Here is a 13300-nt window from a genome sequence, read left to right as displayed (position 1 = left end):
TGAGGCGAAACATCAAACAGACAACTTTCGTACTAATTCATACTAACCAGCACCAGCATTTACACCAAACCAGTAGTACACGACGAAAACGATTTATTAGCCCAGTCACTCCCCTGCCTTAAATCGTATCGGAAGGAGGCTGACAATGCCTGTACCAAACACTTCACAGGAGTTCCTGCTTCTCGCAATCTGGTTACAACTATGTCACTGAGTCTTTTACTGCCCCCTCATTAAACAACAAGAGCACACAAAAGCAAACAGGTTTCATGGTTTTTCTACACTATCCGGTGACAAAGTGGACAGGCTCCATAACGGTTGAACCTTTGAGGAAAGTACACTGTCTAAGAGTCACGACAGGAGAATCTCCCATGTCCCGATTCCCGCTCCGTTACCAGCAAAGCGCTTTGACAGCTCTTTTTCTGGTATTTCTCTGCGCCGGATCAGAGGCCTGCACTCCAGCCAGAACCGTATCCCCGGACCACCCCTACGAGCTTGAGCGTCTTCTCGAACATGCCCGAAAAAACCATATGAATATCAGCCTGTTAGGAGCTGGTTACAGCCAGGGAAATCAAACCTGTGCGGACAATTCCATTCAGATTTCTACTGGGGAAATGAATCAACTGGTCACCCTGGATATCGAAAAAAAGCTGGTCACGGTTCAAACAGGTATGACCTGGAAACGGCTGCAGCAGCACCTCGCCCCCTATAGGCTGGCGGTTTCCGCTATGCAGTCTTATAACGATTTCTCCATAGGTGGCTCCCTCGCGGTAAATGCCCATGGCCAGGATGTTCACTGGAACCCGGTGGCACAATCGGTGGAATCCCTGCGGGTTCTGCTCACAAGCGGGCAGTATGTTCATGCCAGCCGAACGAAAAACCCAGACCTGTTCCGTGCGGTTCTTGGAGGTTATGGCCTGATTGGCATTATTACTGAAGTCACCCTGAAGATTGTTCCGGACAATATGCTGCAGAAACGTACCCGGCTTATACCCACGGAGAATTATAAAAGATATTTTCTTGATGGATTAAGAAACAATAAAAACCTGTCTCTGCATTCCGCTCGACTCTCTATCAACCCTCTGTATCGTTTTTACAATGTTGTTGCAGTGAGCTACTGGAATACCGGTGAACTGGCTCCTCCAGCTAACCAATTGCCCAAACCGGCCATTGCAGATGCCAGCCTGATCAATCTTCTTAAATCCAGCTGGATCGCCAGGGTTGCCCGGACAACCTTTGAGTATTACCTTTTTGAGCGGGAGGGGCGTATGTCCCGCAATCAGGTTATGGGGGAAAGCCTATCCATCCTGAGCAATAAGGTCGCAGGCTCAAAAGATATTCTTCAGGAGTACTTTATTCCGCCAGCGAACCTTGAAAGGTTTGTTGCCACTCTCAGGCGGTGGGTTGCTGCCCACAAGACCTTCACTCTGCTTAACGCCACAATTCGCTGGGTCAATGCCGACAGAGATACCCTGATTCCCTACGCCCCGGAAGACCGTTTTGCCGTAGTGCTGTTTATTAACCATACTGATACCAGGGAAGCGGACAGAAATATGGCTAAAGCTACCCAGGAACTGATAGATCAGGTTCTCGACCTGAACGGTCGGTATTATCTACCTTACGCCCTTTACGCTCGCAGGGATCAGTTTTACAGAAGTTATCCTGAGTTTCGCGCTCTTATTGAAACCAAAAAGATATGGGACCCCCGAAACATCCTGACCAGTCAGCTATATAAGACTTATGGGCCGGGAAGATAATTGCCTCTGACCCTCACAGCTCCGACTCATCTCCAACTCTGACAACTACACTTACCACGACCTCGTTGAGAGCCTTAAATATTTCCCTCTTGTCTGAGGAACTCCCCTTTTTCTTTCAATTCCAACCTGTTCTACCGGGAGATTTTTCAGGTTAAGCTTTCTTTCTACCGCACTTTTCTGGGTAAAGGCATAGACCTTTTTATTTCCGACATACTGCCAGCATTCAATACTCAACTTGTCATAACGCCCTTCACCTTTTGTCACATGGAGAACGATTCCTGATTTAAAGACATCTCTTATTTTTTCCCCTTTCTCAGGAGTTCCACCCACAAAAACAGTTATATCTTCTTCAGGTATTTTTTCATGCAACGTATTTAGCCAGTGACCAAAATCATTTGACCGCGACGATGAGGCAAAAAAGCTATCCATATCAACAAGGGCAATTTCTTTACCTCTCAGGGATTCATGGTTCAGCATCAACACATTATTTTTTCTGACCACCTTGTTTTTATCATTAACCCAGACCAGTTTATAAAATCCTTTTGAATCCGAAGGGAAGTGTGAAATCGGTATATACCGCAATAAAGAGAAACCAGGCGCAGCTATTCTGCTACCCATTTGAGCCCGATTTGTTGCATAGGGAAACAACGACACCACTCTGGAAGCTTCTCCAAACCCATTCTCATCTGTCCATGAATGCACCTGAAGATAGTAAGGCGCAGACATACGGGCATTCATTTTTCCAACATCTGCATGTAACTCATTAACATCCAATAAAACATCATGACTTGCCTGTGGGTTTCCCAGGGGGGCATCAGCAGAAACCGGGATATATTGCGCACTCTCCACATAGCCTTCCGATGACCGGCTTTTTAACATTGTCAGATCTTTCTCAAAATCCTGCGCAGCGGTTGCTTTGTCTGCTTGTTTCAGCTCTTCCAGAAGATCTTCAAAAGGACTCCCATCCTTAATATCAGACAATGACAGGCTAATAACGCCATCCGGCAACATGATAGGCAGGTAATAATTCTTTGGGTCTGTCACTACAACCATGACATTACCAGGCTTGTGGCTTATCGCCCTGGACATTATGTGGGACAGATGTGTATTCACCCGAGCAGTAAAGTCTTTTTTCTCCCCATCGGTACCTATATTCAGAGTGTAAAGTGAAAGCTCCTTAATAATGTCCGACTCCATTCTCAGGACATGGAAAGATTTGAAACGCCGGGGCTGATATTTATCAGGCTTTTCAGCAATTTCCACCCGCAGGATAGCGTTCATGCCGGCTTGATTTAGATTTTTCAACTCTATTGTGACCTCATTCCTGTCACGCTGGTAAATCACATGGGCATTATCGCTAAGAATCTGTTCTGCGGAAAAAACCTGCTCATCGGCATCCCAGGCAAATACAGTTACCTCGCAGCTGCACTCCATATCCCATGGAACGGAAACTGAGAAGCTATCACTCCCGGCTGGTATCAACTGATCCTTAACATAGTCCCAAAAACGGGTGTATAGACCTGGAGGAGGCGTTCCCGCACTACCCACATCTTCCCTAACAACATATTCCTTAAAGTCAGCGTGTTGCTCTGAAGGAACTTCCACACCAGCAGCATCTACCGGTTGTACTTCTTCGCCAGACTCACTTGAGGAAAATGACGAAGGAGAACTATCTCCCACCAAAATTTCAATCAGAGCTTTTTCTTCATCAGCATCCGTCTTATGAGGCGCTGATTCTTTTCCCCCTTTGATAACAATCTTCGGAGATTCTTTCCGCCCCTCCTGTTTTGCAGTGCTGCACTGATCTTCCAGAACAACAACTTCATCACCTGGAGTCGGAGGGGGTGAGCCATACTGATTACCGGCAGGCGCTATAACTTCCGGGAGCGCGATTGTACCTGTAGATGGTTTAGAGGCGTTGCCACCACCATTCATAGCTGGCGTGGATAAACTCCAGCAAAGCAGCGGTAATCCGAGAAAAAAATATCCAGTGCGGATAGTGTAATGCATCGTGACCAATCTCCTTCCAGGCAAAAGGAGATTAGTCGATATTGGCAGGAACGCTTACAGACAGAGACTCTTCATAACAAGAGCCTCTCATAACATCAGTGAAGGATTTTTATCGGTTGAATATCATCATTCGCGTCAACAGCTTCAGGTTCTAGTGACGGAACCTGATTTACCCGTGTGACCAGCTCTTCAGATGCATCTTCTGCAACCTGATGATCGCTGAACCCACACTCAACACATTCACGGATGGTGACACCATGGTCTTTAAACATAACCAGCCGGTCCATTGCGGCACACTTCGGGCAAACTGCACCGGCAATAAAACGCTTTTTCATTGATTCACCCATTTATGCCTTTGTGGCGTAAGAGTGCATCAATTTCCGGCTTACGGCCACGAAAAGCGACAAACATATCCATTGGCTCACGGGAACCACCCCGTTCCAGTACCTCATTGAGGAATGACTCGCCAGTTTCACGGTTGAAAATACCGTCTTCCTCAAATTTGGAGAATGCATCCGCAGACAGCACTTCCGCCCACAGATAGCTGTAATAACCCGCCGCATAACCACCGGCAAAGATATGGGAAAAGCTGTTCTGGAAGCGGTTAAAGGCAGGAGGAATCACCACAGACACCTGGCTGCGCACGTCATCCAGCACAGTTTGAATATCTGTGCTTTCTTTCCAGCCGTGATGGAGCCTGAAATCAAACAGGGCAAACTCCAGCTGCCGCACCAGCATCATGGCGGACTGAAAGTTCTTGGCCGCCAGCATCTTTTCCAGCTTTTCTTCCGGCAGGGGTTCACCGGTTTCAAAATGCCCGGAGATTAAAGCCAGGGCTTCCTTCTCCCAGCACCAGTTCTCCATAAACTGGCTGGGCAGTTCAACCGCATCCCAGGGCACACCACTGATACCGGACACACCGGAGCAATCAACTTTGGTCAACATATGGTGCAGGCCATGACCAAACTCATGGAACATGGTAACCACTTCATCGTGGGTTAGCAGGGCAGGCTTATCACCAACGGGGGGAGTGAAATTGCAGGTCAGAAAAGCGACCGGCGTCTGCACAGAATCATCAATCTTGCGACGACTGTGACAATCCGCCATCCAGGCACCGCCACGCTTATGCTCACGGGCATATAAATCCAGATAGAAACGCCCGATCACCTCATCGCCATGGCATATATCAAAGAACTGAACATCGTTATGCCAGGTATCAATACCTTCGCAGGTTTTAAAGGTAATGCCGTACAGACGGCCAACCGTGGCAAACATACCATCAATCACCTTGTTGGCCGGGAACCAGGGACGCAGTTCTTCCTGGCTGATGGAATAGCGCTGCTGACGCAGCTTCTCCCCATAAAAGCCGTAGTCCCAGGCGGACAGTTCTTCCGCGCCAAACTCTTCCTTGGCATAGGCTTTCAGTCCAGCCAGCTCTTTCTCAGCCTGGGGCTTACTGCGTGCGGCCAGGTCTTCCAGGAAGCTCAGAACCTCTACCGGAGATGTGGCCATCTTGGTGGCGAGGGAGTAATCCGCATAAGTATCGAAGTCCAGCAGGGAAGCCAGCTCGGCTCTGGCCGCCATAATCTCTTTCATGGCTTCGCTGTTATCAAACTCACCGGCGTTGGGGCCTTGCTCAGAAGCACGGGTCACATAAGCGGTGTACATCTCTTCCCGCAGAGCACGATTTTCGCAGTAGGTCATAACCGGGAAGTAGCAGGGGAAATCCAGGTTCAGCAGCCAGCCTTCCTCATGGCCCTTGCTTTCAGCCAATTGCTTTGCGCCAGCCAGGGCGCTTTCCGGCAGTCCTTTCAGCTCGGCTTCGTCAGTGACCAGCTTGGTCCAGGCCATGGTGGCATCCAGCACACTGTCAGAGAAACTGCTGGTCAGCTCAGAAAGCTTCATGCTCAGCTCCACAAAGCGTTTCTGCTTTTCTTCCGGCAGATCTACACCCGCAAGATGGAAGTCCCGCAGAGCATTTTCAATCACCTTGCACTGAGCTTCGTTCAGGGTTTTGAATTCATCGCTTTCAGAAATCTGTTTATAAGCTTCAAACAACCCTTTGTTCTGGCCAACCCAGGAGGAAAATTCCGACAGTTTGGGCAGACAGCCGTTGTAGGCATCCCGCAGTTCATCATTGTTGACCACTGCGTTCATATGGGAGACCGGGGACCAGGCCTGACTCAGGCGATCATCCAGATCATCCATCGATTCCTGAAGGTTGGCCCAGGTGTAGGTCTTTCCTTCGGACAGTAATCCTTTAATACCGTCTTTGGAGGCTTTCAGTAATTCATCGATGGCAGGGCCGACATGTTCCGCTTTGATCCGGGAAAACGGAGGCAGTGTATTCTGGTCCAGCAGAGGATTGCTCATTGTTCGACACCCTTCAGTTTTGTCGGCTTATTATCGACTTCAATGGAGGCAACTCCAGTTCATTTCAAGAGCGCATTTCAAGGTTTAATGCCCGGCATCTTAAGAGGTGACTTGTGGTAGCCTCTAGTTTTTAGAATAACGCACGAGGGTGTCATGTCAGTACGTAGCTACCAGGGGAAAACCCCTGATATTCACAGCAGTGTTTTTGTTGATGCGTCAGCCGTGGTTCTGGGTAATGTGGCCATCGGAGAAGAGAGTTCTGTGTGGCCCTGCGCTGTTATCCGTGGCGATATGCACAAAATCCGTATTGGCGAACGTACCAGCGTCCAGGATGGCGCGGTTCTTCATATTACCCATGCCAGTCCTTACAATCCCGATGGCTGGCCTTTGCATATTGGCAATGATGTCACCATTGGTCATAACGCCTGCCTACATGGCTGTACAGTCCATGACCGGGTACTCATTGGCATTGGCGCTATTGTACTGGATGGCGCGGTGATTGAGTCTGAAGTACTGGTTGCGGCCGGAGCTATGGTACCTCCGCGTATGACTCTGGAGAGTGGTTATCTCTATAAGGGCAATCCTGCGAAAAAATCCCGCCCATTAACCGACAAAGAGCGAGACTTTTTCCGCTATTCCGCTGATAACTACGTCCGCTTGAAAAACAAGCATCAGGAGTAAACTGTTTATTATATTTTGGTAGCTGGTGCCAGCACGTGGGGAGGAACATTTTTCATTTCCAAATCACCTGGATGAACCTGGCTCTGGGCTTTACTCCTCCTTGGGCCTGGTTCACGAGTCGTGATTTTCATCTCAACCATTAAGGCCATCAGACTAGTCATCAAATCAGCAGGGTTGGTGAGTCTTCCGGATAGTTTTGATGTTGAGTGATGAAGCAAGGCACCTGTTGTTCTCCCGTGCATGCGCAACATTGCGCTTTCAAGGGGGGTTTTAAAAAACCACGCATTTTTCTGGGAAATTTCAGGATTCGCACCCAACTCAAGCAGCTTTTCTACAAGGTCATATTTACCCATTGACGCCGCTATATGGACAGGGGTTTTTCCTGTATCTGGATCATATCGATTGATATCGGCTCCGTGCTTAATCAGTAACTCAGCCAGCTGGGTGTCGGTCTGAACGCTTCCAGCCCGTTTAGGGTAAATGGTTTTTACCGCTCTATGGAGAGGCGTGCCCCCGCTCTTTTCGTTACCTGGCTCTGCCAAAGCCCCTTTAGACAGCAGAAATTCTACAACATCAACATGTCCGGCCCAGACTGCCCAGTAAACCGGGCTTGGGTATTGCTGCCCATTTAATTCGGCATTAAGCTCAACCAGCGCTTTAACCGTGTCAAGATGTCCCCTGCTTGCAGCCCTTTGCAAAGGTTGATAACCACGCTTATCCGGTTTGTTTACATCCGCTCCTGCTTGAACAAGGGTTTTTATCAACTCACCATCTTTTCTCACGGTCGCTATTTCCAGAGCCCTGTCTAAGCCAAGATTACCCAAAAGTTCCTGAGGGGCATCTTTTAACAATTCTTTTACAACACCTGTATGCGTTCTCAAGCACGCCAAAATCAGCGCTGTTTCATGATCAGGTGTTGTCAACGAAATGTTGGCGTTTTTTTCTTTTAATACTTTGACAATATCCAGATTCCCTTTTCTGGAAGCAATCATCAGCGGAGTCAACCCTTCGGCGTTTCTTGCGTCTATATCCGCACCATGCTCCAAAAGCTTTCTGACGGTATCCCCGTGGTTATGGGATGCGGCCAGATGAAGAGGGGTAGCATTCGTTTTATTTCCGATATTGACAATAGCCCCCTTCTTCACAAGATCATCAACAATATCAGTGAAGCCAGAGGACGCTGCCTGGTGCAAAAGGGTTCCATACTTCTCAGAGACGCCATTAAGCTCTGCCCCTTTTTCAATAAGGAAATCAGCTACATTCTTATGCTTCCAGGCAAGTGCCAACATCAGGGCAGAGGTTCCCCTGATCGTTCTGGCATTGATGTTGATCCCCTCACCGTGAAGGTATTTCACCATTTCCAGATGTCCCTCCATGGCCGCAAGATGGAGAGCATTAATACCGGCCAGGTTTGTTTTCTGAAGATCCGCTCCCTGCTCCTTAAGAAATATGACTGCTTCACGATGCCCACCAGCAGCCGCAAGCATAAGGCAGTTGAAGGAGCCGCTTGTCTTGTACTTTTCCACCTTCATGAAAACATGAATACTGCTATAAGCGGTGAGTGAATCCCACAGGGCATCTCCCTCATGGGCAGAAAAATGTTTTTTCAGCGCGTCCATATTCCCTTCCCGGCAGATTTTTACCAGGCGATGCCCTTTTCCAAAAACACCAAAAGAGAACAAAAGAAAGCCCATCAGGCACAGGCATTTCATTTTTTTGAGATCACGAAACCCACATAACAAACTGGACATAAGTGGCTTCCAATCCAGAGATTCCGGTCAAATATAGATTGTCATAGAACCATAGCCACCCATTTTATTTTTATCAGGGACTATCCGGCTGCTGGTCAGGCATGGCTTTAACAACGGCATCCAGGGTCAGACAATGATCCCAGATACGTGTCAGTTTTGGATAAGGGGATAAATCCACATGAAAACGGCGAGCGTTGTTTATTTGCGGGATAAGACAGAGATCCGCCAGAGTCAGCTGCTCTCCCATGCAAAATGGGGCAGCTGCCACCTGCTGCTCAATGGCTTGAAAGCCCTGGTGAATCCAGTAGTGATACCACTTCTGAATATCATCCTCCCTGAGATTCGCGGTTTCCCGCAGGCGGGCCAGCACCCTCAGATTATTCAAAGGATGAATATCACAGGCGACGGTGTAGGCCATGGCCCGTGCCTGTGCTTTCTGCCAGCTGCCTGGCGGTAACAGCGGAGGTTCGGGATATTGCTCATCCAGCCATTCAATTATGGCCAGGGACTGCCCAAGGGAATCACCATCATCAACAGTAATGGCCGGCACCAATCCTACAGGATTTACAGCTTTATACGCTGGGTCATTCTGCCGCCCCTCCCGTAAATTCACAGGAATCTGTCCGGGAGTCAGGCCTTTCAGGTTCAGAGCAATCCTTACCCGAAAAGCCGCAGAAGAGCGAAAGTAGCTGTAGAACTTCACCGGCAACCTCCCTTTAATCTATTGTTTTATTTATTCTGTGCCAGAAACCTGTCCAGCGCATTGGCAAAATCCATCTTTTCCCTGTTCCCCAGAGGTGGCGGACCTCCGCTGACCTGCCCGGTACTTCTCATTTCTTCCATAAAATTTCTCATGGCCAGGCGATGTCGAATATTTTCCTGGTCATAAAATTCACCTCGGGGATTCAGGGCATGGACACCTTTCTGCAGCACTTCAGCGGCCAGGGGGATATCTGCAGTAATAACCAGATCGCCCGCTTCACACTGCTGAACAATATGACTATCCGCTACATCAAACCCTGAGGGCACCTGAACGGCGGTTATCAGGGAAGAGGACGGTGTACGCAGATACTGGTTCGCCACCAGGATCAACTCTATTTCTGTTCTCTGGGAAGCTTTGAACAGAATGTCTTTTATTACATTGGGGCAGGCATCGGCATCAACCCATATTTTCATCAAAACCATCCATAATTTGCGGCTGTAAAGCGTAATGCTGTGAATGCCTTCAGTTTACCAGCCATCAGGGGGTTATGGTCAGCACCTATAACCGGTCTGTCAAAACCCCAGACACAGGGAAGTGTCTAACAGTGAATATCTACGGGCACGAGAAATCGAAAGTAAGGATATATATGGCTGCCAGCATTCAACAACCAGTGTCACCAGCATCTGTTGTTTCTACTTCTGATATAACCTCTTCTGATACAAGCTATTGTGATAGTGAAGCTGCGTTCGGACCGTGGTCTGTCACAAGCGCAGACAGCGAGTTATCCGTTGCCAGCCCCCAGCAACCTCTGGAAGAGTATTTAGAAAACTTAATGGCACGCTTTTCTCGGGAAACCACGCCTATCAAACCGGTGTTTATTCCCGAAGGGAAAGAAAAACTGCCTCCTAACTGGAAAAAGTATCAGCCCCTTACCCAATGGGTTGAATCCTATAAATTAGCCAGTCACGAGTCTGACTCATCCCCCACTCCTGGACCAGAATCCGGTCATGAATCTGATACCGAGCCAGATTCTGAACCAGCTACAAAGAACGCATTGAAACCATATATTAAAGCAGCGAGCAGAGATAACCACTTTTGTCCCCCCTGGGCAACCAGCGATGAATTCAAGTTCACGGATAATCTGGAAATCTATTTACGGGGCAATAAAAGCAAAAAAATGCGTGAGGCAAGGTGCGTCGCAATTTTGAACGGGAAAAGCCCACAGGCAACCATTCTCAGGGTTCACTTTTTACAATACTGTAAAGCGGCTATTGATTATCAGTACATGGGAGATTATTTCAAACGGAAAAGCATATCTCTTAAAGCCGACTTTCCAAAGAAGCATCCTGATGTCTCTTTGGATAACTGGATAGCCCAGTGGCATCACTGCGAGTCACAGGAAGCCTGTGGAAGTCTGGTTACTTTATATAAAACCACTGAGCCGGGAGCTCTGGGCCGCAGGTACTTAAAGGCAAAATTAAACGCTGAAAATCCAGCCGCTGCTCAGGATTTTTATGCCATGATGGATGCCAGATCGCAGTCTGCAAGCTGTTATAACAGAGTCCAGATAATGCTTCTCTGGCTGGATATTGCATCCTTCTTCAGCGGCTTTAACTGGCCGAAGACCTATGCAACCCTGAGTAAAGCCCAAAAAGATCAGGAGATCCCTGTCAGTCAGGAGGAAGAAGACCAAAGAACACAGAGCAAAACAGGCACCCGTCTCTCTTTGTCCGTTGAAAGCCTGCTACAGGATGACCCCGTCTGGTTCCAAACCAAGATCTCCCATACTGTTGAAACTGTGGCCCAGCAGGCTGCCAGGAAAACCAAGCGCCAGAAACGAGCGAAACGCCTGAAAAAGGGCCGTCGTTAATATTTCACAACCCGCTGATTAATTGCCCCAAAGATACTCCCTCCTTGCTTGTCAAACATTTCTATTCGAACCTGCTCACCAATATCCATAAAAGATGTTTGAGCTTCACCATGCTCAAGCACTTCAAGCATTCGCTTTTCCGCTATACAACAGGAACCAACAGAGCTGTCACTGTTGGATATGGTTCCTGAGCCAATAATGCTTCCTGCGCTCAGGAAACGTGTTCCGGCAGCATGCTCAATAAGCTTGTGGAAATTAAAGGTCATATCTGTCGCGCAATCGGGCTGACCGAACAGTTCGTTGTTTCGATGAACCGTTAAAGGACGATGCAGCATACCTTCCCCCCATGCATCACCCAGCTCATCAGGTGTTACAAACACCGGTGCAAAAGCTGATGCCGGTTTGCTCTGCATAAAGCCAAACCCTTTGGCCAGCTCCCCTGGGATCAGATTCCGCAGGGAAATATCATTCACCAGCCCCAGCAGCAGAATATGCTGTTCAGCCTTGGAAACATCCAGCCCCATGGGCACATCATCGGTTATTACAATCACCTCGGCTTCAAAGTCCAGTCCCCATTTCGTGCTGGCTACAGGAATATTGTCACAGGGGCCTAACATGCAATCTGAACCGCCCTGGTACATCAGTGGGTCAGACCAAAAAGACTCAGGCATTTCAGCACCACGAGCTTTTCGTACCAGCTCCACATGATTGACATAAGCACTGCCATCCAGCCATTGGTAAGCCCGGGGCAGGGGAGCTGCACAGTTGTGGGAATCAAAAGGTTGTGCCGCCGGATAATCACCTTTGTTCAGTCGCTGATAAACCTTATCCAGAGCAGAGGCGGCGGCTTTCCAGTTATCCAGAGCCTGCTGCATGGTTGCGGCAATATCGGAAGCTGCCACCATGCGCTGCAAATCCCTGGAAACCACCACTAGCTGGCCATCACGGCCTCCCTTCAGGCTTGCCAGCTTCATGATTTCTTCCCTTTGGTTTTCCAGGAGTGAACATACTTGCAGTCTTCCACCGGCCAGAGGGTATCGACCATTTTCAGAGGGCGGCGGGAATCGATCATCACGGCCACCTCATCAGTCTCGGTCTTTGGTTTGCTCTGGCTCCTGGTCAACGCTTTAGGGTGGGGGCCGTGGGGAAAACCGCAGGGATGAAATGTAATCATGCCCGCTTCGATATGATCACGGCTGAAGAAATTGCCTTTGTGGTAAAACAACACTTCATCGTAATCATCATTGCTATGGAAGAAGGGCACTTTAAGAGCGTTTGGGTCGGATTCTATGGGCCGTGGAACAAAAGTGCAGATCACACACCCGGTTCCCACAAATGTTGTATGTGCAGAGGGCGGAAGATGATAACGGTGGCTCATCATCGGCCGAATATCCCGCCAGTTTATCCGTAACACCATGTTTGTGCCGTGCCAGCCCACAGCATCCAGAGGGTTAAATGGATAAGTGCATACGGAGATATGCCCTGCACGCTTTACATAAATCTTCCAGGTATTTTCATCCTGCTGGGCAAGGAAACGGTCATTAACAGCAGGATGATCAAGGCAGGCCGGGTCAAAGATGGCGTTATAACCTGCCAGTCCTTTATCGGGGAGGCTCAGCATGCCGTCTGTATTTTCAACCATCAGAATAGTGCAGGTTTGGTTGATCTCCAGACGCCAGGCTGTTCCCCTGGGGATAACAATGTAATCCCCCTCCCTGAACGACAGATGCCCATAATCGCAGAACAGTTCACCACTGCCCTGATGAATAAACAGCAGCTCATCACCATCACTGTTCCGCACCAGGTATTCCATATCCTGAACCAGTGTCCAGAAGCGCAGGCGCACATCACGGTTATAGAGCAGGGGAGAAGCCAGCCAGGGGCTGATGGCTTCTGAATGAAGTTTATTCAGGTCAAAAGCGTGGGGCCGCAGAGGGCCTTCCCACTTTTCCCAGGCGGTAGGTGGATGACGGTGATGCATATGGGACACAGGGCCATAAAAACCTTCCCTGCCAAGTTCCCGTTCATAAGTTCCCTTGGGCAGGTCACAGTGAGCCTGCCGGGAACATTCCCCCTCACGCACCGGCAATCCCTGCCAGTTCTTTTTATTCATATTGAATGACATCCCATGTCAGAAAGATGAAGTGAGTGAAAAGAA

11 protein-coding genes are annotated in these 13300 nt (G+C 48.8%); 3 read left to right on the top strand and 8 right to left on the bottom strand.

Annotated elements, in window-relative coordinates:
- Positions 1–368: 368 nt before the first annotated feature.
- Positions 369–1754, top strand: coding sequence for an FAD-binding protein (locus ACY2RQ_RS02655; protein ID WP_490111406.1), 1386 nt, complete (start codon positions 369–371; stop codon positions 1752–1754).
- Positions 1755–1805: 51 nt separating this feature from the next.
- On the opposite strand, the gene ACY2RQ_RS02650 is transcribed toward ACY2RQ_RS02655, so the two are convergent.
- The 3 genes from ACY2RQ_RS02650 to prlC all read right to left on the bottom strand — a co-directional run bounded on the left by ACY2RQ_RS02650 (position 1806) and on the right by prlC (position 6137).
- The gene (locus ACY2RQ_RS02650; RefSeq protein ID WP_490111405.1) at positions 1806–3764 is read right to left on the bottom strand and encodes a hypothetical protein; all 1959 of its coding nucleotides are present in this window, start codon (positions 3762–3764) and stop codon (positions 1806–1808) included.
- Positions 3765–3859: 95 nt separating this feature from the next.
- Positions 3860–4099 (bottom strand): YheV family putative zinc ribbon protein, encoded by a 240-nt coding sequence (locus ACY2RQ_RS02645; protein ID WP_490111404.1) that lies wholly within the window; start codon positions 4097–4099, stop codon positions 3860–3862.
- Between the two features lie 4 nt (positions 4100–4103).
- Positions 4104–6137: an oligopeptidase A gene (gene prlC, locus ACY2RQ_RS02640; RefSeq protein WP_490111403.1), complete on the bottom strand. Its 2034-nt coding sequence runs from the start codon at positions 6135–6137 to the stop codon at positions 4104–4106.
- Positions 6138–6290: 153 nt separating this feature from the next.
- On the opposite strand from prlC, the gene ACY2RQ_RS02635 reads away from it, so the two are divergent.
- On the top strand, positions 6291–6818 hold the full coding sequence (locus tag ACY2RQ_RS02635; protein ID WP_490111402.1) for a gamma carbonic anhydrase family protein: 528 nt from the start codon (positions 6291–6293) through the stop codon (positions 6816–6818).
- Between the two features lie 8 nt (positions 6819–6826).
- On the opposite strand, the gene ACY2RQ_RS02630 is transcribed toward ACY2RQ_RS02635, so the two are convergent.
- The 3 genes from ACY2RQ_RS02630 to ACY2RQ_RS02620 form a co-directional block, all read right to left on the bottom strand.
- The gene (locus ACY2RQ_RS02630) at positions 6827–8437 is read right to left on the bottom strand and encodes an ankyrin repeat domain-containing protein (RefSeq protein WP_490111401.1); all 1611 of its coding nucleotides are present in this window, start codon (positions 8435–8437) and stop codon (positions 6827–6829) included.
- Between the two features lie 205 nt (positions 8438–8642).
- Positions 8643–9272 carry a maleylacetoacetate isomerase gene (gene maiA, locus ACY2RQ_RS02625; RefSeq protein ID WP_490111400.1) on the bottom strand — a complete coding sequence of 210 codons (630 nt, stop codon included), beginning with the start codon at positions 9270–9272 and terminating at the stop codon, positions 8643–8645.
- 26 nt (positions 9273–9298) lie between these two features.
- Positions 9299–9745 carry a YaiI/YqxD family protein gene (locus ACY2RQ_RS02620; protein ID WP_490111399.1) on the bottom strand — a complete coding sequence of 149 codons (447 nt, stop codon included), beginning with the start codon at positions 9743–9745 and terminating at the stop codon, positions 9299–9301.
- Positions 9746–9918: 173 nt separating this feature from the next.
- On the opposite strand from ACY2RQ_RS02620, the gene ACY2RQ_RS02615 reads away from it, so the two are divergent.
- A complete protein-coding gene (locus ACY2RQ_RS02615) occupies positions 9919–11142 on the top strand; it encodes a hypothetical protein (protein WP_490111398.1) in 1224 nt (407 codons plus the stop codon).
- Here the strand turns inward: ACY2RQ_RS02615 and ACY2RQ_RS02610 are convergent.
- Both ACY2RQ_RS02610 and ACY2RQ_RS02605 read right to left on the bottom strand, forming a co-directional pair.
- Positions 11139–12116, bottom strand: a complete 978-nt coding sequence (locus ACY2RQ_RS02610; protein ID WP_490111397.1) for a fumarylacetoacetate hydrolase family protein — start codon at positions 12114–12116, stop codon at positions 11139–11141. The two genes, ACY2RQ_RS02615 and ACY2RQ_RS02610, sit on opposite strands and share 4 nt — an antisense overlap.
- Positions 12113–13255, bottom strand: a complete 1143-nt coding sequence (locus ACY2RQ_RS02605) for a homogentisate 1,2-dioxygenase (RefSeq protein WP_490111396.1) — start codon at positions 13253–13255, stop codon at positions 12113–12115. Before ACY2RQ_RS02605 ends, ACY2RQ_RS02610 begins: the two co-directional genes overlap by 4 nt.
- Positions 13256–13300: the final 45 nt, after the last annotated feature.

This window comes from Parendozoicomonas sp. 209JJ7-1 (genome assembly GCF_058147085.1).
Note: the sequence above shows the minus strand (reverse complement) of the source record. Positions and strands in the feature narration are given on the sequence as shown.